This window comes from Cupriavidus oxalaticus (assembly GCF_004768545.1).
Taxonomy (GTDB): Bacteria; Pseudomonadota; Gammaproteobacteria; order Burkholderiales; family Burkholderiaceae; genus Cupriavidus; species Cupriavidus oxalaticus_A.
Genome location: NZ_CP038635.1, coordinates 922,239 through 943,760, shown reverse-complemented (window position 1 = coordinate 943,760; position 21,522 = coordinate 922,239). Strand labels below are relative to the sequence as shown.

Here is a 21,522-nt window from a genome sequence, read left to right as displayed (position 1 = left end):
CCATGCCCGTGCGTTGCTGCGAAACCTGTCTTTCCTTCGGTGCCCGAACGATGCCGGACGGCGTGCCCATCTGCCACGCCTGCATGAGTTGGACCACCAAGGCGATGTGCGATGACGCGCTGCGCGCCACCAATACGCGGACCCTTTGCACGTTGTACCGCCCCGCGCCTGTGTTGATGAACGCCGAGCCGGCGTGCTGCCGCTGCTCGCACTACCAGCCGCAGGACCATTTCCGGCCGTGCGCTGCTGCGCGGGCCTTCCGCATCTATCCATTTGAGTACACAAGTAATCCGGCGGCGCGGCATAACTGCTGGATGTTCGACATCAACCCTCACGGGGAGGAGGTAAAGCCATGACCACAACCGCATTGCCGACGACCGCCGGCCAACTGCTGGCCCACATCGAGCGTGCCGGCGCCGCTGACGAATGGACTATCGACACCGACGCTACACGCCCGATTGACGAGTGCCAGCGCCTGCGACGTACGTTCCGCCTGCGCGCCCTTGGTGATGCCGAATGCGGAGTGGTGGCCGAATTTGGCCATCTGTTCATCGCGCTGCATGACTTCGATTGTTTGCTGGCGGACCTGTGGCGGCCTGTGCCGCTGTCCGATGTCATCGCAACCAAGTTGTGGGCCACGCCTAACGCATTGGCCTTTGTTGCCGCACTGGAACGTCTGTTTCCCGAAGACGCCATGCAGGCGCGCTGTCCCCATTCTTGACCTTTGCCCCCGCCGTCATAGTCTGGACCACTACGGATAGTTGCCATGACCACCACACCAACCACCACCAGCCCACCGGCCGTGCGCGTCATCCTGACATTGACTGGCCCGGGCTTGTTTTCCATGCGCGTGGAATCGTGCCGCAGCACATGGGACGGCGAATTCGACATGACCCGGGAACAGTTGCTGGCCATTGCCGGACTGGCCGGGACCGCGCTGTATCACGAACACACCGGCATTTGCCCGCCGGGATGGACGCGAGTCTGTCCGCCGCTGGAAGTGCTGCTGCCACCGGAACTGGCGCCAGCCGATGCGGACCGGTTGGACCAGGAAATCTGGGAAAGCATCGCCGCCGGTTTCGATGCGGCCGCCGGACGCCAGTGAAGACCAGAAGACCAACCGGAGAATCACCATGCAACTGCAAATCACCGCCAACAAAGTGAGTCCTATCAGCGCAGTGGCGCTCGCCATCTGCCGCGACAAGGACGCGGCCGCACGCCACCTTGACGACAGCCGCGAAGCCATGGCTGTCCTGAAAGCCGCGCAAGGGCCTGCGAGCGCCACGGAACAGGGATGGGCGGCGGAACTGGTGCGACGTGTCGTGCTGGACTTCGTGGCGCAATTGCCGGATAGCGTGTTGGCGCAACTGACCGCGTTGGCCTTGCCGGTGGATGCCATGGCCAACGAAACGGTGTACGTGCCACCGCGCAACTTGTCCGGCGAAGCCGCAGCGTGGGTTGGCGAAGGCCAAGCCATCCCGGTTTTTAGTGGACTTCAATCCGGGGCGGAAGTCAGCGACAAAAAGGTTGCTGCCATCGCCTGCTTTACGCGGGAACTAGTGCAATCGAGCAATGCGCCGGCTGTGGTGGATGCCGCTCTGCGCGAAGCGGTGGCGCGCCGCGCGGATGCCACGTTGCTGTCCGCTGATGCTGCCACTGCCGATGCGCCCGGCGGCATGTTTGCCGATGCCACGCTCGGAACCGGAACGGATAGCGCCACGGACGATTGCAAAACACTGTATGAGTCCGTACCCGATGCCACGCGCGGCGCATTCATCATGAACGGGTCACAGTACATCGGTGCGTCCGCCATCGTGGACGCACAAGGACGGGTTGCCCGCTGCCCGGTGGTGGTGTCCTCGCGTGTGCCCCTGGGCGTTGTCGCGTTTATGGACGCGGCAGACTTTTGCGTAAGTGCCGGCGCGGACGTGGCAGTGGCCCTATCCGGCGATGCTGCCGTACACATGAGCGATGGGGCCGCGCCAATAGTGGGCGAGGATGGCACGTTAGCCGCGCCTACCACCAGCCTGTGGCAAATCAGCGCCGTGGGCATCCGCGTGGTGCTGCCGGCCGCTTGGGCGTGGCGTGCGTCAGGCCGCGTTGCCGTGCTGGAAAACTGTACGTGGTGATGGCCCCAGGAATAGAAGTACACACACAAAAAAATTGGAGTACACCAAAATGGAAAAAATTTGGAGCGACCACATCAACAGCGAAACGGAAAGGTTGAACGCCAATCAGGCACGCATTGATAAGCTGGAAAAGCGCGGACTGAGCAAGGCGCAGTTTGCGGATGTGCGCCGGCTGACGGACGCGCTGCATGAGCGCATCAAACGCAGCGAATCCCTGCTGGTGGAATTTGCAGAGCCGGTTCTGGACCGGCTGGATGCGGCCGAAGCGCGCATCAAAGCATTGGAAACGCAGTTCGAAGCGACAGGGCGCAAGGGCTTTCATGTCACCACCACGGACAGCAGCAATCACGCGCGGGCATAGGGCCATGGACGATTGCCGCAATCGACCGCCGCCCGGCTACCGCCGAAGCCATCCGCCACCACCACCGCCAACATCATGAGCATGGACCCATCACCCGCCGGGCACCATTGCCGTGGTGGTGTCACGGTTCGGCGTTCTGTCTGGACTCGGTGCGCGAACTGGTGCCCGGCGCTACCGGCGCAAATTAAGGCCCATTGCACGGATATACTTTTCCGACCTTCACGCACAACAGGTTCCGGTAATGAGCGATGCAGACGCGGGAAATGACATCACGAATGGCACTGAGGAAGGACCAAGAATTCGCAACCGCTTCCCGGCTGTCTCGTTAAGCGCAGAGTATTTGGTGATGGGCCACCTATTGCGCAGGAACGTGCTGACGTACAAGGCGCCGCCGATGAACGAAGGCTACGACCTGATATGCATACACCCTGACCCACGCAGGGCGTCAAAGCAGATACGCGTGCAGGTTAAGAGCCGGATGGCCACGGATTGTGACCGTGGCTTTCCGGTCAAGGAAAGGTCAATCGACGCCTTCGATTTTTTAGTGGTGGTATTCCTGAACGTTGGCTACTACTTCGGCAAGGCGAAAGCCCATGGAGCTATTGCGGGAGAGCAAGAACCCGAGTTTTATGTCCTGACTCCGGATTTCATCCGGACACATCACCGCAAAAGCGGCGGTTGGGAAAAGGTCATGCTCCGGGGCTTGGACATCGAAGCATTCAAAGGCAACAAGGGCTTTGACTTGGTCGCGCAGGCCCTAGAAATCCCTTATCCCTCGAAGTGACGACCATCGCGTGCGCGGGCGAGCGCGGCGGGGGGGCGGTGGCAAAAGTGGCGAAGATGCGCCCCACCGGCCCTCGACCAGCAGCAGCAACAAAGTTACACCGCGAGGGGCTTGTTTTCAGGCGGCAGAATGGCCCAGGCCCCATAGGAATTCTCCGCCCACCCCCTCTGACTAACGCTAACCGCGTGGGGACCCACAGGGAACGCAACCATGAAAATGGCCTACGCTCGAAACATTGCTCTTGCCGCGCAGCGCGAAGCATGGGCACCGCCGCCGGGGATGCCCAAGGCCGCAGCCCAAGTGTGGAATGACACCGTATCGGCCGTCACCGGCGACCACTTCGCGCAGGGCGATGAAATCGTGCTGATGATGTTTTGTGAAGCGACGGTTCGCCTGCGACGCGTGGCACGCGCGCTGGAACGTCTGCCGCTTGTGACTACCGACCCGGAACGCCTGCGCCTGCGCCGTTCGCTAGTGGGCGAGGCCAACGCCCTGCGTGGTCAGGTACTTAACTTGGCCCGGGCGCTTCGGCTTGCGCCTGTGTCCCGGCGGATGCAAGACAAGGCGCGCACCGACTTGCCCACGCGCGACCGTAGGTCCAAGCGATTGCCGGGCGATGACCTGTTTGCGTGCTGATTGCGGTGTCCCGCCGCTGAGCCCTGACGATGCCATGCGCCATCGCCCCTACCATCGGCAAGCTGGAAATGCGTGCCAGACCCGCCATGCCATGCAGCCCACCTACATGGCATCATTCCGGCGTGAAAAATAATTTTGGGGGGTCTTGGATGCAGGAAACATGTTGGTGGAAGCTTTGCTTTTTTCCTCTTCCTACAAATGGCCAGAAGTTTTTTGGTTTTGCAGAGTTCCTGGCAGCGTTGGCCCTCATGGTTCTGGCCTGGACCATTGCAGATGTTCGGTACCGATTCCGTATTCGAACAGCTGCACTACCACTCCAGCTGATTACATTCTGGGTGATTGCTGTGGTCGGAGTTCTAACGCTGCTAACAGACCTATGGCGTACCGAAGGGTGGTATGTGCTCTCCGGGGGAGTTATTTCGCCAGCCGTGTGGCAAGCGATTCTTGGTGGCGCAATATTCATTTCTTTTATCGCTTGGGTATGGTTTGCTTTTGTTCGGCCCTCCGTATTCTCAAAAAGAAACTCCAAGTGGTTCGGCAGCGAAATATATCGCGCAATCCTGCGAGGTATTCCGGAAGAGCTATCTGTCGTCGCGGACGAATTAGGCCGCTCCGCAAAATCACTTATCGCACATTCGACAGAGATTGATAGATTTCGCAAGGAAACCTCGACAGCGGACAAAAAAAGAACGCCAGCAGAGAAAATTAGCGACGATGCCAATGCGATTTTTCATTTGATTGCCGATCGGCATTTTTGCAAGGCATTGGTCGGCACCGCATCAGGCACGATTTATTTATTAATCGAGGAAATTACCAGACAGAAGAAATATCGCGTACCGCTCGGTATATTCATGAAAAACATCACTACCGAGGCAATAGCAGACAAGGGGTCATTTGTTTATCGAGAAGTTGCCGGTTACGAAACTGGCTATCTCGGGCATCACAAACCACTAACAAGCACTCTTTATGGAAATTATGCTTTAATTGATTCACTGGATGATGTCTTTGACGTTGATTATCAAGAGCGCAATCAATGGGGTTGGCAACAGTGGGAAGCATATTGCCGTTTAGTTATGATGGCCTTCAGGAATTATGCTTCCTCCAAACTCATCTGGAATCACTCCACCGTCCTGTTTAGGGCATTCGATACAATTGGAAACTCGATTGGTGATTTGAGCCACCTAAAGGATTTCGGCCCGGATTGGTGGAAAAATGATAATGCCAAGAATTTAAAAACCGCTGTTGAGTTCGCCAAGAAAGCAGCAAAAGCTCTCGACAAGTTAAACAAAGACAATAATTCCATCAAGCTGCGTCGACGAGACAACGATTATCAAAAGGACATATATGATTTGGTAGCAAATCTCATGTTTGAAGTGCTTTTCTCCGCCTCAAAGGTGACCGAAACTAAGTGGATATGCTGGTCTATACAACATAATGATGTTTGGTCCGAATTTTTCGATAAGCACGAAGAATCCGGATTGGCAACAAAAATAATACAGCACAAACTACGACGATTAATTTACAACGACATCAAGGAAATGGAGAAATTCCCCAACTTCAAGGGAGCCAGTATCCTTGGGCTTGTGCTGAACGTGAGTTGGTTGAAAGAACCCAAGAAATCAAAGCCATCGTATGCCATCACCAAGGCTGTTCTTGCATGGGTGAGAAAACACTATAGCGAAGTGGCAATGACTAGCCAAAAAGTTGCAGCGACTGCCCTTGTTGATGGGATGGAATACGACCAAAAGAAACTAAGGCTTATCAAAACCGGAATGGAGTTTCTCGACAGAGAGCCGTCGCGGGCTATTCTTGATATCGAACCGCCTAAATCATATGTGGGGCCTAGCGCGGGACCCAAAAACGTTGGCCGCCGACGAAAGCTGGTTCAGAGAAAGCTGTTCGGGCAAGAGCCAAGATGACGTTTTTCACATGATTCGCTGGTGGGAAAAGGGCCCCGGCCACCGCAAGACCAGGCAGCCGGCGGCTCGATTCTTGGTCCGCAGGTGCCGCGTCTTCGGCGCCGCGCGTGACAGAAAAGGTTCGTGGCCAAAGGAAAACGCAAGCCTTGCACACCCCGACTGATAGCTAACCCCACTTTAGTGGGGTGCCCGGTTATCGCGGCCCGCCCAATGATGGCGCTTTTGAGTCGGGGAACAACATGGGCGTGTTGACAAACACTGAAGGGGTCAGGCTGCACGATTGCACGGCGTGCGATGCGCCGGGCGCGCTGGTGGAAGTTTGGGTTTACGACGCACCAGATAACACCTTTGAGGGCGTTGCTGAATGTGGGCATTGCAAGCGGGTGGGGCCGCGCGTCTTCCGGAAGATGGAGGGTTTTGCGCGCTTGGCGGCCGCCGAAGCTTGGAACATGGCCAACGCGTAGGATGCAAAGTCGTCACATCATGCCTTCCACCCTACTTGAATGATTTGGGTCTGCCGTTGCACATCGTTGTACAATACCTCCTTCGTGCTGCGCCGCGCGCATTCGTAATGAGAAGGTCGGGGGTTCGATTCCTCTCTTCGGCACCAATCAAATCAAGCACTTAGCCCAGCCAGCCCGGTTGGGCTTTGTTGTTTCTGGGCAGCGTGTAGCCAGCAGGCTGCGGTTATTCTGCGCTGCCTGAAGCCGATGCCGAGGGCGTGGCATCGGCAAGAACGTGCGTGGCCACCCAAAGCCAGCCACTTGTCGTCGACCGACGCCTCCACGAGCCGGCTCTGGCCGCTTACGTCAGGTCTCTTCCAACAGTACTTTGGCATCTTGCCAGTCAACGGTATCGAACCCTTCGGTGAAGGTGTCATGAATACCGGCCAGGATGGTGCAGTTCGGCCGCGAAGATCAGGCTCATGGCAAGGGCGAACGGATCAGAGGCCTTGCTGGCCAGCGCCAGCGCTTTCTCGCTGCGCACGCACGCCTGGTCCGGAAAACCAAGAAACCAGAGCGTCCAGCTTAACGTGCTCCGCATATGGAGGGCGAGGTTAGGCGCATGACGCAGAGGCCCCGGATGGTCATGCCGTCCTTCATGATGCCCCCCGCGCAAAGGAAGCCGACGCCGGTGACGACCCCCTGCACAATACGTGTCGGGTCTGCCTGGGCGTGCGCTGCAGCACCGCCGTACCACAGCGCCGGGTAGCCGACGAACACCGTCAATGCCGTCGACGCCATGCACACGAGGCCGTAAGTGCGCATGCCAGCGGCCCGGCCGTTGTACGAGCGCTCGTAGCCAACCAGCATTCCCAGCAGCAACGCGCCCGCCAGGTTCAATCCGATGAACGCGTTGGCGGCGAGAAAGCTACCGCTCCAATAGTGCTGCAGGTCTCCGATCATGGGGTTTCGCGATCAGGATGCGAGCCAGGCATTCAGCGAGCGCAAGGTTTCCTCGCTCAGCTCGCCGGCCGCGGCGGCAAGACGCAGACGGCCCAGGAGGTAGTCCAGGCGTGCCTGGACCACGTCAAGCTCGGCGGCGAACACGCGCTGCTGCGCGTCCAGCACGTCGGGTTCCGTACGGGTTCCCACGTCACGGCCAAGCGTCGTCGCCGCGAGCGCGCTACGCGCCGAAGTCAGCGACTGCTCGAGTGCGGCGACGCGCGACACGCCCGTTTTCACCGAGAGGAATCCATCCTGCACCTTCAGGCGCACGTCGCGCCGGGCGGCGGCAAGCTCCTGCTCCGCCTGGCTCTTCCTCGCAACGGACTCCCGCTCGCGCGAATCCAGACCGCCGCCCGCGTACAGCGGAATGTTGAGCTGCAAGCCGACCGTCGCGGTGCGGGTGTTGCTGGGTGCAACCCAGGGAGCCAGGTTGCCGCTCTGCCCTTGTGCGCCATAACGTGCCACCAGCGCAACGGTCGGGCGGCTGCTGACGCGGTACTTGTCGATCTCCATGCCGGCAATGTCGAGCTCCGACTGCCTGGTCTTCACCAGGTAGCTCTGCTCTTCCCCCCTTGCCTGCCACGCCGTGAGATTGTCCGGTTCCGGCGGCCGCGGCGCGAAACCGGGCGCCAGCGCGCTGAGGTGATCGGGCGGCATGCCGACGGTTTCCTGGAATCGCGTGCGTCGTTGCTCCAGCGCGGACTGCGCCGTAACTTCGCGACTCTCCACCCCATCCAGGCGCGCCTGGGCTTCATGAAGATCGGTGATCTTGCCCTGGCCGACGTCGAAGCGGGCCTTGGCGCGGTCGCGTTGCTGCCGCAAGGCCGCCTTCTCGGCTTGCACCACACGCAGCGTTTCCTCGCCCAACACCACGCCGAAGTATGCCTCTGCCACCCGCAGGGCCAGGTCTTGGCGAGACTGGTCGAATTGCGTCTGCGCCAAGTTTGACTGCTCGCGGAACTGCTTCCTCGTTGCTACCGCGGTCCTGTCGTACAGCGGCTGAACCAGCACCACGCCGGCCTGCCGCGACGTTCCCGAGCTATCGCTGGCTACCAGCGGCGCGCCGTCGACCGGCTGGTTGCCAGACGAACGATTGTTGATCCTGTCCAGTGCCGCCTGGAGGTTTACGCGGGGACGCAGCAAGGCGTCGCCCTGCACTGCCTTTTCCCTCCCCGCCGTGAGCGCATCGTTTGCAGCGAGGCTCGTCGGATCATGCGCCAATGCTTGCTGATAGGCCGTCACGAGATCGATAGCGCCCGACTCTCCGGCGTTTAGGAACAGCATGCAGCCCAAAGCCACTTGCGCGGCCCGCAGGGCCATACTCATTCTTTTCATCGAAATCACTCTCATCGTCACATTGCGATCAGACGGTCGCAGGACGCTTTGCGCGGTACCAGGTCGCATACAGGGCAGGAAGGAAGACGAGGGTCAGCACCGTGGCAACGGCGAGCCCACCCATGATTGCCCACGCCATGGGACCCCAGAACACGGAATGGGTAAGCGGCACCATCGCCAGGATCGCCGCCAGGGCAGTCAGCACGATCGGGCGTAGCCGTCGGACCGCCGCCTCCACGATGGCCGTCCACAATGGGACACCCGCGGCCACGTCCTGGTCGATCTGCACGACCAGAATCACCGAGTTGCGGATGATCATTCCGGCGAGGGCGATAACGCCTAGCATGGCGACAAAACCAAATGGAATCCGGAACGCGGCCATGATGATGCTGACACCGATCAGTCCGAGCGGCGCTGTCAGCAAGACCATCGCCATCTTTCTCATATCCTGCAATTGAATCATCAGCAGCAGGAGCACCACGATGATCGTCACAGGCATCACCGCGAAAACAGAAGCCTGAGCCTTCGCACTCGATTCGTAAGCGCCACCGATCTCGATGCCGTAGCCGAGCGGAAGTTCTTTTTCCAGTGCGTCGATCTTCGGCTGCAGTGCACGCGTGACGTCGGGTCCCTGCGCCCCCGCGATATCGGCACGAACCGTCAGCGTCGGCACGCGATTACGCCGCCACAGCTCGCTGTCCTCGCTGTCAAGCGTGAGTCGGGCCACCTGCGAGACCGGCACGAACTTGCCGTCGCGCACGTAGATCTTTGCGTCCTTCAGGTTGTTCAGGTCCGTGCGTTCCGCCGCGACGAGGCGCGACACCACATCGATACCCTGGTCTTCCTCGCGGTACTGCGTGATTGGCGTGCCCGACAGCGAAGCCTCAAGGGCCTCCTTGATCTGGCCTGAGCTGACACCCAGTGCACGCGCCTTGTCCTGGTCGACGTCGACCTGCAAGCGCTTGACGCGTTCGCCCCAGTCCTGATTGACCTGGCGCACGTGCGGCTCTTCGCGCATGATCGCGGCCAGTTTCTGCCCGATTGCGCGTACTTTGGCGTTGTCCTGCCCGTACACTCGGAACTGCACCGGGTAACCGACCGGCGGACCGTTTTCCAGTCGATTGACGCGGCCGCGCACATTGGGGAATTTTTCGTCGAACAGCTTCTCGAGCTTCTCCTTCACCCGCTCCCGTGCCTCGCCGCCCTTCGTCATCACCAGCATCTCGCCCAGATTCAGATTGGGCGTCTGCACGTCGAGGGGCAGGTAGAATCGCGGCGCACCGTTGCCAACAAAGCTGGTCACCGCCGCAATGTCCGGATCGCCCTTGAGCAGGCCTTCCAGCTTCTGGACCTCGCGTTGACTCGCCTCGAACGTCGAAGCCTTCGGCATCCACAGGTCCACGATGAGTTCGGGACGGTCAGACGCCGGAAAGAACTGCTGGGGTATTGCCTTGAACAGCAGCAGTGAGCCGATGAACGCAGCAACCGTGATGCCGAGCACCCACACGCGCTGCTTCAGGCAGAAGTCGATGAACCGGCGGAACCTGACATAGAAGCCGCGCTGGTAGACCGCGTCCTCGTCATGCGAGGCGTGCGCATGCTCCTTCAGGAGCTTGAAGCCGATGTAAGGCGTAAAGAGGACTGCCACGACCCATGACAGCACCAGCGAAATACCCACCACCTGGAACAGCGAGTACACATATTCGCCCGTGCCCGACTTCGCAAAGCCGACCGGGAGAAAACCCGCCGCGGTAATCAGCGTTCCGGTGAGCATCGGGAAAGCCGTGGCAGTGTAGGCGTAGGTGGCGGCGCGGAACTTGTCCCAGCCCTGCTCCAGCTTCAGCGCCATCATTTCGACGGCAATGATGGCGTCGTCCACCAACAAACCTAGCGCGATGATCAGCGCACCGAGCGAGATGCGCTGCAACTCGATGCCCATCACGTACATCGCCAGGAAGGTCATGGCCAGCACCAGCGGGATGCTGAGCGCGACGACCAACCCGGTGCGCAAGCCCAGCGACAGGAAGCTGACGACGAGCACAATGATCACGGCCTCGGCCAGGCTCTTCTTGAACTCGAATACGGAATGTTCGACGATACGCGGCTGGTCGCTGACCGCGTGGATCTGCACGCCCACCGGCAGGTTGGACTCGATGCGCTGGATCGTTTCGTCCAGCTTTGCGCCAAGCCGAATCACGTCGCCGCCCTTGCGCATGCTCACAGCCAGGCCGATCGCCTCATTGCCGTTGAAGCGCATCCTCGAGGTGGCGGGCTCCACAAAGCCGCGGCGGACGTCGGCGATATCGCCAAGGCGGAAGGTACGCTGGCCGGCACGGATGCCGATGGCGCGAATTTTTTCGACTGAGTCGAACTCGCCACTGACAGCCAGCCGTACTTGTTCCGCCGACGTTTGAACCGTTCCGCCGGATGTCACGGCATTGGTTTGTGCGAGCGTCGATGCGATCAGTGCCGGGTCGATACCCAGCGAGGCGAGCTTGGCGGTGGAGACTTCCACATAGATCTTTTGTTCCTGCTTGCCTACCAGGTCGACCTTGTTGACGTCGTCGACACGAAGGAACTCATTACGCGCGGCGTCCGCGATCCGTCTCAGGTCGTCATAGTCGAAGCCATCGCCCGTGATGGCATAGAGGTTACCGAACGTGTCGCCGAACTCGTCATTGAAGAGCGGGCCCTGCGTGCCCTGGGGCAGGGTATGCCGGATGTCGCCCATCTTCTTGCGGACCTGGTACCACACATCGGGTACGGCCTCCGGTGGTACATTCTCGCGCAGGTTGACCTTGACCTGCGTTTCGCCCGGCTTCACATAGGTGGACGTATAGTCAATCTCGGCGACCTCTTGCAGCTTGCGCTCGATCTTGTCGGTGACCTGGTCGGCCATCTGCTGCGCGGAGCTTCCCGGCCAGTACGCCTGCACAACCATGGTCTTGATCGTGAACTCGGGGTCTTCCTTCTGGCCCAGGCTGCCGTATGCCAGCGCACCGGCCACTGACAACAGCAACAGCAGAAACGCCACCATCTGCTGGTGCTTCAGTGCCCATTCGGACAGGTTGATCCCTTTCACTTCACACCTCCCGCCCTGGCGACAGTTACCGCCTCGGCCACCTTCACCTGCTGGCCCGCCTGCAGCATGTGCACGCCGGCACTCACCACGGTCTCTCCGCCCGCCAGGCCCTCAACCACGAGGACGCTGTCGTTCTGCGCCGCACCCAGCCTGACTTCACGCGCGATCACCCGCGACGTCTTCGGGTCGACCACCCATACCTGGCGGCCACGTTCATGATCAACGATGGCGGTCAGCGGCACGCGGACTACGCCGTTGCCGTCCACGTCGGGTGCGATCACCGACGCTGTCATGCCTAACCGCAGCTCCGGATCCGCCTCCTGAATGGAGATGCGCGCCGAGTACGTCCGGGTGACGCTGTCCGCGTCCGGCGCAAGCTCGCGGAGCTTGCCCGTCCAGGACTTGTCCGGTTGCGCCCATACCGTAATCGTCAGCATCGGCGCCTTGCGCAACTCGTCGACGCGCGACTCCGGAATGCTGATTGAAACCTCGCGTTCGCCGTCAGCCGCGACGGTGGCGATCGTCTGCCCGGCTGAAACCACCTGGCCAGCTTCCGCGTTGATTGCGCTTACCACGCCATCGCGGTCGGCTACGAGCGTGGTAAATCCGCGCATGTTGGCATTCAGCTGCTGACGCGCCTGTGCCGAACGCAGTTGTGCTTCCGCCTGGTTAAGCGCCAGCCGCTGCTGGTCCAGCTCGGCTTGCGAAGCAAAGTTCTGGGCCAGCAGTTGCTCGGTACGCTTAACGTCCACCCGCGCCTGGGCTACCCGGCTTCTTGCCGCATCAGCCTCCGCGCCCGCCGCGGCTACCTGCAACGTTTCTTGCGTGGGATCGAGCTGGAACAACGGCTGGCCGCGCTTGACATGGCTGCCGACTTCCACCATGCGCGCGACGATCTTGCCGCTGGTGCGGAATCCCAGCTGACTTTCGTAACGCGCACGAATCTCGCCTGAATAGGTCGCACCGACCGACCCGGCGGTGCGCCCGGCGACCACTGTCCGCACTGGCCTCACGTCCTTGCGTTCGGGTTCCGGACCCGGTGTGCACGCGGCCAGATGTGCCGCGATGATGGTAAGAGCTGCCGCTCGAAGGTTCCTGTTCAATTTCTGCGCTCCACTAAGGTCCGTCGCTCGCCTGCGATTCATCAGCGATCCACGCCACGGACTCGTGCTGGCTTCATTGACGGCAGGCCTGTTCGGGCTTTCGCCCTTCCTGAAAGCCCGAAGTCTACTTCATAATGATTTATTTGTCATGATGACATACAATGTATTTTTGTGTGTGTGAGGACGGGTCGCCTTTGAGGTCCCGGAGCGCAGGAGACGAAGACAGCCCGTGCGCAAAACGACAATGGCGATACGCGAAGTGATGCGACGGAGGCTGCAGATGCAGGAAGACCGGCGCGCGGGTCGCCGACGCATTAACCATGAGGAGAGAACAGATCAATGACCCCGATGCAGACCCGATTCGCAACGGAAGCAGAACCGTGGAAGACTGGCGACCACCGTCAGCGCGTCGCGGCAAAGCGGCGGCAGCGTATGCGCTCGCTATTGCTGAACAGTGCGATGCGCCTGATGCTGGAGAACAGGGTCTCGACGCCGTCCATCGACGACATCATCTCGGCAGCAGGGGTTTCACGCGGAACGTTCTACAAGTACTTTCCGTCGTCCGACGCGATCGTGCGGGAGATTGTCGGGAAGATGGCCGAGCAGTGGGTGCGGGCGGCCGACCCCATTGTGCGCGACCATGACGACCCGGCCGAGCACATCGCCAGGGGAATACGGCTGGCGTCGATCCTGACGGTACACCAGCCGGAGGTGGCTGGCATCCTTGGCCGGCTCGGATGGACGGCCTACCAGGCGCCGAATATGCTGGAGTTTGTCCGCAGGGACATAGAGGAAGGCGTTCGGCTCAATCGCTTCAAGCGCATGCCGATCGCCCTGGGCTTCAATATCGTTGCCGGAGCCGCAATGAGCGCAATGCAGAGCATGCTTGAGACCGAATGTCGCGAAGATTTTTCGGAGCTCGCCGCTGCCGTGGCATTGCGCGCCCTGGGCGTGGAGGAATCAGCGGCCGATGCGATATCCAGGTCGCCGCTGCATGCGAGTGAAGCGCTATTCGATGGCTTGCTCGCGAAAACGATCAGCGATATGCCATAGCGCTGGCTGCTAGTTGGAGGGCTCGGCCTTGGCGGCGAGCTTCTCCTGGGCCTTTTCGAGCAAGGATTCCGGCGGAGCCACCAGCTTTGGCAAAGGCGGGGAGGTCAACCGTACCGCACTCGCTGCAGGCACGCCGAGCGACTGCAACACCGCCCGGACAATCCGTTCCGGATAATCCTTGGCTGTTCTTCCCTTGGCCATGCGGTGAACGGCGATCAACCCGGCGCCGGCCACCATGTCCAACGCCACATCGGCCGCAACCTCGTCAAACGTGCCTCTCTTCAGGCCTTCCTTGATATCCGAGGGCAGGTATTCGTAGACGGCAGCACCCTTGCTGCCGACCAAAAGCAGGCCCGTACCGGAAAGAAACTGCGCCACGACAGGATAGGAGCGCGCAAGGTGCAGGTATAAGCGTATCCCCGTTGCAACCCGCAACGCCGGGTCTTCGATATCGCCGACCACGCTCTCAATCATTTGCACCATGTCGTGACTGAGCGCGTCACCGACAGCCGCCAGCAGATCCTCGTTAGTACGGAAATGGTTGTAGAAGGAACCTTGCGAGACGCCAGCAGACGCGATGACTTCCGGGATCACGCTGGCCCCCACACCCCTTTGCCCAAAAACGATCATCGCGCTTTCAATGAGACGTTTGCGCATCCGTTCACGACGTTCTGCGGCAACGCGAGGGCGATGGTCTTTGGGATCAGGAGCGGCAGGCATCTTCAGTTAGAGGACCTTATGTGACGAGGCGATTATATCAATACGCCGCTTCAACGCCGCCAGCATGGCGTACGCCATGCTGGCGGCAGCGGGCGCCGGCGCTCTTCTTATAACATACAACATGTCATGATGACATCTAAGTCATTATGTGGAAGAATACGGAACTCATCAAAGATCCCGATGCGCACACGCGCTACTTGCCTCACGCAACGAGGCCCAATCATTTTCCCGAGGACATCAGTGCATCAGAACCACGCGTCGCTGCCAGTGGCCATGCAGGATCCGGACAAGCTGGTGGCATGCGAACATTGCGACGCACTCCATACACGAGCGGCGCTGAAACAGGACGAACGTGCCACGTGCCTGCGCTGCGGCGGCGCACTGTATCGCGACAGTTCGCGAGCCTATCGCCGCTTGCTGCCGCTCGTGGTGACTGCCTTGATCCTGCTTCTGGTTTCGAACGCGTACCCGATTGTCGCCATGGACCTCAAGGGCTCGCGCATGGAGACCACGCTATGGAGCGCGGTACAGGCACTCTACGCGGACGATATGGCGCCGGTGGCGATGCTCGTGTTCGCCACGACCATCCTGTTTCCGCTCGCCGAGCTGCTGATGATGTGCTACCTGCTCGTGTCGATGGCGCAGAACCGCACGCCACCCGGGTTCGAGCGCATCTTGCGCGGCATTTGCCGGACGCGGCCGTGGGGCATGATCGAAGTCTTCATGATCGGCGTGCTGGTTACGCTGGTGAAGCTGTCGACCATAGCGCAAGTGATGCCTGGTGTCGCGCTCTGGTCGTTCGGCGCCCTGGTGGTTGTACTGGCCGTCATCCTGTCGTTCGACCCGCGTGAACTCTGGCACCACCTCGATGTGCACGATGCAGATGACGTACCGGCCCGCTCGCGGGATACCGCGCCATGACCGAGCCTCTGTCGCCCCTCCCCACCGCCACCTCGCGCGGACTGCTGTCGTGCCACACGTGCGACCGGCTCAGTCCGATGACGCTCGAGGCGGAACCGTGTCCGCGCTGCGGCACCGTACTGCATCATCGCAAGCCGGCCAGCCTGGCGCGCGCCTGGGCCTTCCTGCTGGCTGCCTACCTGCTGTATATCCCGGCCAATCTGTTGCCGATCATGGTGACGCAGTCAATTTTCGGCACGCAGCGCGACACCATCATGTCCGGCGTGATCTATCTGTGGTTGTCCGGCTCATACATGCTGGCAATCGTGGTGCTGATCGCCAGCATCGTCGTCCCGTTGCTGAAGATGATGATCCTCACCTTGTTGCTGCTATCGGTGCGCCGCGGATCGACCTGGCGCCTCCGCGAGCAGAGCAGCCTCTACACCCTGGTCGAAGTCATCGGCCGGTGGTCCATGCTCGACATCTTCGTGGTGGCACTGCTGGCATCGCTGGTGCGCGCCGGGGCGCTGGCCACCATTGCGCCCGGTGCCGGAGCCCTGGCCTTTGCCTCGGTTGTCGTACTGACCATGCTCGCGTCACTGAGCTTTGATCCCCGTCTGCTGTGGGATGCGCTCGAGACCTCTCCTTCCTCCACCGAATTTCAGCACTCCGAAAATGCCCGAACACACTAACCATCCTCCCCCAAACGGTATTCCACCGCCAGGACGCAAGCCCCGCGCGCGCTGGCTACCTTCCCTCGTCTGGGTAGTCCCGATCGTTGCCGCGGTGGTCGGACTCTCGCTGCTGGTCAGCACGCTTGCGTCACGCGGGCCCGAGATCACCGTCACATTCCGCACCGCGGAGGGCCTGACGCCAGGCAAGACCGCCGTGCGCTACAAGGACGTCGATATCGGACTGGTCAAGACAGCACGTCTGGCAGCGGACCGTTCGCATGTGATCGCGACGATTGCTCTCACCAAGGACGCCAGGAACTTCGCCGTGGCCGACACACGGTTCTGGGTGGTACGGCCCCGCTTTGCCGTGAGCGGCGTGTCAGGACTGGAGACGCTGCTATCGGGCGCATATATCGGCGTGGATGCCGGCAAGTCGGCCGAGACGAAGCACAGCTTCACCGGGCTCGAAAATCCGCCGGTCATCACCACCGACGCTACCGGCAGGCAGTTCGTGCTGCGTGCGCAGGACCTGGGCTCGCTCGACATCGGCTCACCGGTCTACTATCGTCGCGTGCGGGTCGGCCACGTGGTCGCGTACCAGCTCGAACCGAATGGCCGCGATATATCGCTGCGCGTATTCGTCAACAAGCCCTATGACAAGCTCGTTTCCGCCGACACACGCTTCTGGCACGCCAGCGGTGTCGACCTCAAGCTCGACGCGAACGGCCTGAAGTTGTCCACGCAGTCGCTGGCCACCGTGATGCTTGGCGGGGTGGCCTTCCAGGCCCCGGACCACTCCACCGCGCATGCCCCGGCCGCCGAGAACACCGAGTACCTGCTGGCGGCGGACCAGTCCGAAGCCATGAAGGAACCGGACGAGCTCGCTCCCGCGCTGGCAGTGCTCAACTTCGATCAGTCCGTGCGCGGCCTGTCGCCCGGTGCGCCGGTCGATTTCCGCGGCGTGACCGTCGGGCAGGTGCGCTCGATCGGTATCGAATACCAGCGTGACAAGAAGGCCTTCCGCATGCCCGTGGTCGTGGAGCTCTATCCGTCTCGCATGGGTCTGCGCGAGAAGGACGTGGCTGACGACGCGCGCAAGCGCGCCATTGTGCATAGCATGGTACAGCGCGGCATGCGTGCGCAGATGCGCACCGGCAATCTGCTGACCGGCCAGATGTATGTGGCACTCGATTTCTTTCCGAAAGCGTCCTCGCCGGTTAACCTGGACCTGAACGCGTCGGTGCCTGAGCTCCCCACCACACCGGGCACCTTCGACGAGTTGCAGGCCAAGCTTGGCGACATCGTCACCAAGATCGGCAAGGTGCCGTTCGACCAGATCGGACAGGACGCGCGCACGGCGATGGTGTCGATGAACAAGATGCTCGTCAAGGCGGACAAGCTCGTGGCACAGGTCAACGGCGATGTGGCTCCGCAGGTGGTCGCTGCCCTGCAGGATATGCGCCGCACGCTCGATACGGCCAATGGCGCGCTGGCGCCCGACGCATCACTGCAACAGGATACGCGCAGGATGATGCAGGAACTCACGCAAACAGCCGTCTCGCTGCGCATGCTCACCGATTATCTCGAGCGGCATCCCGAAGCGCTCCTGCAAGGCAAGAGGGAAGAGAAATGATGAAACGTCTAACGATGCTCCTTACGCTGGCCGCCGCGGCCACGACCCTGATAAACGGCTGCGCGTCGCCCGAGGCGCGCTACTACACGCTGGCGGCCAGTCCCTCCGACGCCGCGCCGGCCGGTACCTCGCGAGCCGGCCGTAGCGGCGACCCATTATGGATCGAAGTCACGCCGGTGCGCGTGCCGGAGCGCCTGAACCGTATTCAGCTGGTGGTGCGTGACGGCAATGGGGGCCTCAAGCTTTCCGACACCTCTCGCTGGACGTCGCCATTACCCAACGAACTGCGCGATGCGCTGTCGCAGCAGCTGCAGGCGAGCCTCGATGCGTTGGATGTCTACCAGCGCGGCCTGTCGGCGACGCAGCCGGCATTCCGTGTGACGACCGATGTGGTAGCCCTCGACGCCGACGTGGGCAAGCGGGCAGCGGCGACCATCGCCTGGACCGTGCGGCGGCTGCCGGACGGCAAGGTCCTGAGCGGCCGCACCGAAACGGAGGTGCCCGCGCCCGGGCAGGTGGAGGGCGTGGTGAAAGCATATCGGGAGATCCTCGCGACAACCGCGGCCGATATAGCAATTGGCGTGCAATCGCTAAACCGCTAGACGTGACGTTCGTACCCGGCGCCACCGCGCCACATCTCGACGCAGCCGGTTCCGGCCGACCGACGGTGGACGCCTGCCAGCTAAGGGGCCACCCGTTTTTCTGGGGCATACTCCAAGGTTCTGAGTGTCAGGCAACTGGAATGACGGACGATCGAACTACGGGGAATGAGTGGCCGGACCTGTCGGCTGAACGGGGCGTTGCGCAATATCAGCGGCTGGCCTCGTTGCTGAGGCACCGGATCGCAAAGGGCGAGTATCCGCTCGGCATGCTGCTGCCGCCGATCACGCAGCTCGCCGCCGACCTGGGCGTGGCCGTCGTTACCGTCCGGCAGGCGTATGAGCTGCTTTCCAAGGAAGGCCTGATTCGTAGCCAGCGAGGCATCGGGACCCACGTGGCTGCCCTGCCCGCCGCCACCGGCGACCTCGAACTGGCGATCAACGATCCGTTCGCAGCGCCGGAAGCGCTCGCCTTCGAAGTACTTGAAGTCCGGCGCCGCACCAAGGTGCCGCAGGAACTGCTCGGCCCGGGCGACCGGTCGGACGGCGAGTACGTCTGTGTCCGCAAGCTACACACCTATTCCGGCGAGCCGTTCTGCTACGCGGAGATCTACGTGTTGACCCTGGTCTTCGACGCATTGCCCAAGGACACCGCCAGGAACAAAAAGCTTCTCGCCGCGCTGCTCGATGAACTGGGCTCGCGGGGCAAACGTGTGCGACAACGGTTGACCGTAATGCCGGCGGATTTTCCCCTGTGCGACATGCTGAAAATCCCGTTCGCCACACCCGTCGCGAAGATGTCGCGACGTCTTCTTGATAACAAAGGCAACGTACTCTACGCCGGCGTCACATGGTATCGGGGTGACCGCTACGTCTCCGAAATTGACATCCCGGCGTCCGCATTGAAGGCGGTGCCTGCCATTACCGAACCTCGCAGGGCCGCTGGCGAGCGCAAGTAAGGCTAAAAATCCTGGTCGTTCAGCCCCTAGGGTAAACAAGGGGCAGAAAAATCCTTCCTCAGCCACTAACATTCCAACATTAGAACTTTAGAAGTATCAACTTGACATGCAAGCCCGTTAGCCAGGCTTCGCCGTTGCACTGGGCGCTTCTATTCCTCCGGCGCGTTGCCGCCGTACTGAGTTTCCCGCCGAAGCGGCGTCCCTCTTCCGTGTCGTCAAAGGGCGACTTCCTTCTCAAGGATTCACATCCTCTAACAAACGGAGACAACTCATGACTGCAAGAGTACTTACACAGCCCACGACGTCCACCGGCGCCAAGCTGCCGCTGCCCGCCTTGCCGCAGGACAAGCTCCTGACCGTCAATATCGAGCAGATCCCGCTGATCAAGGATGTCTTTCCGGGCATCCACATCAGGCCGCTGCGCATGGACCCGGAGCGTGGTGAGTGGGTCATCATGGCCATCGTGGAACCCGGCTGTTCCCTTCCGATTCACTACCACACCGGAACGGCGCAGGTGTGGACGATCCAGGGCTGCTGGAAGTATCGCGAGTACCCTGACCAGCCGCAGACGGCCGGCTCCTATCTGTACGAACCCGGCGGCTCGGTGCACACCTTCTACACCCCCGAAGACAACACCGAGGACACCATCACCATCGCCTGGATCGAAGGCGCGCAAGTGAGCTTCAACGAGGACGGCACGTTCCACTCGCTCAATGACGCACTCTCGATCCAGTGCGCGATCCAGGCTCTCGCGGCGGCGCGCGGCATCGGACCGGTGCCCTACGTCCGCGGCAATGGCACCGACGTTATCGAGGGATAAGAAGCGACTGACACCAAGGCAGGCCGCTCGCCGGCCTGCGCGGTGCCGTTCCTCTGCTCCTTACAGGCCAGCGTGTACGACACCGATCAGATCAATCAGTGACGATCCATCAATCCGCGAGATTGAGAGAGTGCAAGATGAGAATGATCAAAGCCGAGAGGATGTCGATACTGCCGATGCTGTTGTTGCTCGCTTTGCTGGCGACGCCGCTAGCCACAAGAGCGTGGGAACGCGGCAAGGTCGAAACCTTCGCCAAGTTGCCCGCTGGTGAGGCGCATCCCGAGGGGATCACCGTGGACCGCGAGGGCAATGTCTACGTCGTCACGGTGGCGGCGAACAAGCCCAGGACGAGCGAGGGCACGCTACTTGTGTTCGATCCGCGGGGCAAGCACCTGCGCACTGTCACCATCAAGGGCTCGAGCAGATTGTTGCTTGACCTCGGCTTCCATCCCCGGACGGGCCAGTTGCTCGTCGTCGACTACAAGGGCGCGAAGGTCCTGAGCGTCGACCCCAGGACGGGTGCCTCGTCCGTGTTCATGACGGTCACCGGCAAGAACCCCGGCCTCGACGGGTTGACGTTCGACCCCGCCGGAAACGTCTACGTGACCGACGCCCACCAGGGCATCATCTGGAAGGTCGGACCCGATGGCGGCGAAGGGACGGCCTGGGTCACCAGCGCGCTGCTGAAGCCCACGCGGATACCACCGACCATCGGCGCCAATGGCCTGGCGTTCAACAACAAGAAGACGGCATTGTTCGTTGCCAATACGGCGAACGACATCGTTGTCAGGATACCGGTGAGCGGCCCGACGCTCGAGCCCGGCACCCCTGAAGTCTTCGTCAACCGGATCGGCGGCGGACCCGACGGCCTGATCATCGACGAGCACGACAACCTCTGGATCGCGTGCAACCAGTCCAACGAGATTCTCGTGCTCGAGCCGACGCAAGGCCGGGTCATTGCCAAGCTCGGCGATTTCGGCGGCATCGATCGCAACGGGGCGCCGATCGGCTTCCTCTGGTCGAACAGCCTCGTCTTCCATGGCGACGACATTCTGGTCACCAACCTCTCACTCGATGTCGAGACGGCCATTTCGCAGCTCAGTGACGAGCTTGGCCTGGCGCATCTTGTGGGCAAGAATCTGCGCACCATCGATGGGCCGTGGGCGCGCCAGGTGAAGACCCACACCATCTCGAGAATCAAGAAGCCGATACCGGAACGTCTTGCGCTCGACCGCGGTCCACGCTAACCAGATCCTGGTCGCTGACCGCACGACACCGGTCGATGAAAGCTTGCAGCCGATGATGGTGGACGAATTCAACTGAGTTAATCCAGCCGGAGCCCGACCGATGAACGATGCGTTGTTGCA

The 21,522-nt window shown here is 61.2% G+C and carries 21 protein-coding genes and 1 pseudogene; 17 read left to right on the top strand and 5 right to left on the bottom strand.

The window, feature by feature from the left end:
• Positions 1 to 2: 2 nt before the first annotated feature.
• The 9 genes from E0W60_RS15175 (at position 3) to E0W60_RS15135 (ending at position 6,293) form a co-directional block, all read left to right on the top strand.
• The gene (locus E0W60_RS15175) at positions 3 to 356 is read left to right on the top strand and encodes a hypothetical protein (RefSeq protein WP_135704852.1); all 354 of its coding nucleotides are present in this window, start codon (positions 3 to 5) and stop codon (positions 354 to 356) included.
• Positions 353 to 721: a hypothetical protein gene (locus E0W60_RS15170; RefSeq protein WP_135704851.1), complete on the top strand. Its 369-nt coding sequence runs from the start codon at positions 353 to 355 to the stop codon at positions 719 to 721. The genes E0W60_RS15175 and E0W60_RS15170 overlap by 4 nt, the downstream gene beginning before the upstream one ends.
• Before the next feature lie 45 nt (positions 722 to 766).
• Entirely contained in the window at positions 767 to 1,105 is a 339-nt protein-coding gene (locus E0W60_RS15165; RefSeq protein ID WP_135704850.1) for a hypothetical protein, read from the top strand.
• A gap of 28 nt (positions 1,106 to 1,133) precedes the next feature.
• The gene (locus tag E0W60_RS15160) at positions 1,134 to 2,129 is read left to right on the top strand and encodes a phage major capsid protein (protein ID WP_167884583.1); all 996 of its coding nucleotides are present in this window, start codon (positions 1,134 to 1,136) and stop codon (positions 2,127 to 2,129) included.
• Positions 2,130 to 2,178: 49 nt separating this feature from the next.
• Positions 2,179 to 2,490, top strand: a complete 312-nt coding sequence (locus tag E0W60_RS15155) for a hypothetical protein (protein ID WP_135704848.1) — start codon at positions 2,179 to 2,181, stop codon at positions 2,488 to 2,490.
• 241 nt (positions 2,491 to 2,731) lie between these two features.
• A complete protein-coding gene (locus E0W60_RS15150) occupies positions 2,732 to 3,274 on the top strand; it encodes a hypothetical protein (protein ID WP_135704847.1) in 543 nt (180 codons plus the stop codon).
• A gap of 210 nt (positions 3,275 to 3,484) precedes the next feature.
• Positions 3,485 to 3,910: a hypothetical protein gene (locus E0W60_RS15145; RefSeq protein WP_135704846.1), complete on the top strand. Its 426-nt coding sequence runs from the start codon at positions 3,485 to 3,487 to the stop codon at positions 3,908 to 3,910.
• Positions 3,911 to 3,939: 29 nt separating this feature from the next.
• The gene (locus E0W60_RS37350) at positions 3,940 to 5,829 is read left to right on the top strand and encodes a hypothetical protein (RefSeq protein WP_205751649.1); all 1,890 of its coding nucleotides are present in this window, start codon (positions 3,940 to 3,942) and stop codon (positions 5,827 to 5,829) included.
• Between the two features lie 239 nt (positions 5,830 to 6,068).
• Positions 6,069 to 6,293 (top strand): hypothetical protein, encoded by a 225-nt coding sequence (locus E0W60_RS15135; protein WP_135704845.1) that lies wholly within the window; start codon positions 6,069 to 6,071, stop codon positions 6,291 to 6,293.
• A 609-nt stretch (positions 6,294 to 6,902) separates the two neighbouring features.
• On the opposite strand, the pseudogene E0W60_RS15130 reads toward E0W60_RS15135, so the two are convergent.
• The 4 genes and pseudogenes from E0W60_RS15130 to E0W60_RS15115 form a co-directional block, all read right to left on the bottom strand.
• Positions 6,903 to 7,235 (bottom strand): annotated as a pseudogene (locus E0W60_RS15130) (MgtC/SapB family protein); the annotation flags it as partial.
• Between the two features lie 12 nt (positions 7,236 to 7,247).
• Positions 7,248 to 8,603, bottom strand: coding sequence for a TolC family outer membrane protein (locus E0W60_RS15125; RefSeq protein ID WP_240745937.1), 1,356 nt, complete (start codon positions 8,601 to 8,603; stop codon positions 7,248 to 7,250).
• Between the two features lie 37 nt (positions 8,604 to 8,640).
• Positions 8,641 to 11,694, bottom strand: a complete 3,054-nt coding sequence (locus E0W60_RS15120; RefSeq protein WP_135704843.1) for an efflux RND transporter permease subunit — start codon at positions 11,692 to 11,694, stop codon at positions 8,641 to 8,643.
• The gene (locus tag E0W60_RS15115; RefSeq protein WP_240745936.1) at positions 11,691 to 12,797 is read right to left on the bottom strand and encodes an efflux RND transporter periplasmic adaptor subunit; all 1,107 of its coding nucleotides are present in this window, start codon (positions 12,795 to 12,797) and stop codon (positions 11,691 to 11,693) included. The genes E0W60_RS15120 and E0W60_RS15115 overlap by 4 nt, the downstream gene beginning before the upstream one ends.
• Before the next feature lie 339 nt (positions 12,798 to 13,136).
• Between E0W60_RS15115 and E0W60_RS15110 the strand changes: the two genes are divergently transcribed.
• Positions 13,137 to 13,850: a TetR/AcrR family transcriptional regulator gene (locus E0W60_RS15110; RefSeq protein WP_135704842.1), complete on the top strand. Its 714-nt coding sequence runs from the start codon at positions 13,137 to 13,139 to the stop codon at positions 13,848 to 13,850.
• Positions 13,851 to 13,859: 9 nt separating this feature from the next.
• On the opposite strand, the gene E0W60_RS15105 is transcribed toward E0W60_RS15110, so the two are convergent.
• Positions 13,860 to 14,507 (bottom strand): TetR/AcrR family transcriptional regulator, encoded by a 648-nt coding sequence (locus E0W60_RS15105; protein ID WP_135704841.1) that lies wholly within the window; start codon positions 14,505 to 14,507, stop codon positions 13,860 to 13,862.
• Between the two features lie 336 nt (positions 14,508 to 14,843).
• On the opposite strand from E0W60_RS15105, the gene E0W60_RS15100 reads away from it, so the two are divergent.
• The 7 genes from E0W60_RS15100 (at position 14,844) to E0W60_RS15070 (ending at position 21,402) form a co-directional block, all read left to right on the top strand.
• A complete protein-coding gene (locus E0W60_RS15100; protein ID WP_135706230.1) occupies positions 14,844 to 15,491 on the top strand; it encodes a paraquat-inducible protein A in 648 nt (215 codons plus the stop codon).
• On the top strand, positions 15,488 to 16,162 hold the full coding sequence (locus tag E0W60_RS15095; RefSeq protein ID WP_133094112.1) for a paraquat-inducible protein A: 675 nt from the start codon (positions 15,488 to 15,490) through the stop codon (positions 16,160 to 16,162). The genes E0W60_RS15100 and E0W60_RS15095 overlap by 4 nt, the downstream gene beginning before the upstream one ends.
• Positions 16,146 to 17,777 carry an intermembrane transport protein PqiB gene (locus E0W60_RS15090; RefSeq protein ID WP_135706229.1) on the top strand — a complete coding sequence of 544 codons (1,632 nt, stop codon included), beginning with the start codon at positions 16,146 to 16,148 and terminating at the stop codon, positions 17,775 to 17,777. The genes E0W60_RS15095 and E0W60_RS15090 overlap by 17 nt, the downstream gene beginning before the upstream one ends.
• Positions 17,774 to 18,379 (top strand): PqiC family protein, encoded by a 606-nt coding sequence (locus E0W60_RS15085; protein WP_135704840.1) that lies wholly within the window; start codon positions 17,774 to 17,776, stop codon positions 18,377 to 18,379. The genes E0W60_RS15090 and E0W60_RS15085 overlap by 4 nt, the downstream gene beginning before the upstream one ends.
• A 140-nt stretch (positions 18,380 to 18,519) precedes the next feature.
• Positions 18,520 to 19,335 carry a GntR family transcriptional regulator gene (locus E0W60_RS15080; RefSeq protein ID WP_135704839.1) on the top strand — a complete coding sequence of 272 codons (816 nt, stop codon included), beginning with the start codon at positions 18,520 to 18,522 and terminating at the stop codon, positions 19,333 to 19,335.
• 271 nt (positions 19,336 to 19,606) lie between these two features.
• A complete protein-coding gene (locus tag E0W60_RS15075; RefSeq protein ID WP_135704838.1) occupies positions 19,607 to 20,155 on the top strand; it encodes a 2,4'-dihydroxyacetophenone dioxygenase family protein in 549 nt (182 codons plus the stop codon).
• Between the two features lie 143 nt (positions 20,156 to 20,298).
• On the top strand, positions 20,299 to 21,402 hold the full coding sequence (locus tag E0W60_RS15070) for an SMP-30/gluconolactonase/LRE family protein (protein WP_240745935.1): 1,104 nt from the start codon (positions 20,299 to 20,301) through the stop codon (positions 21,400 to 21,402).
• Positions 21,403 to 21,522 lie beyond the last annotated feature (120 nt).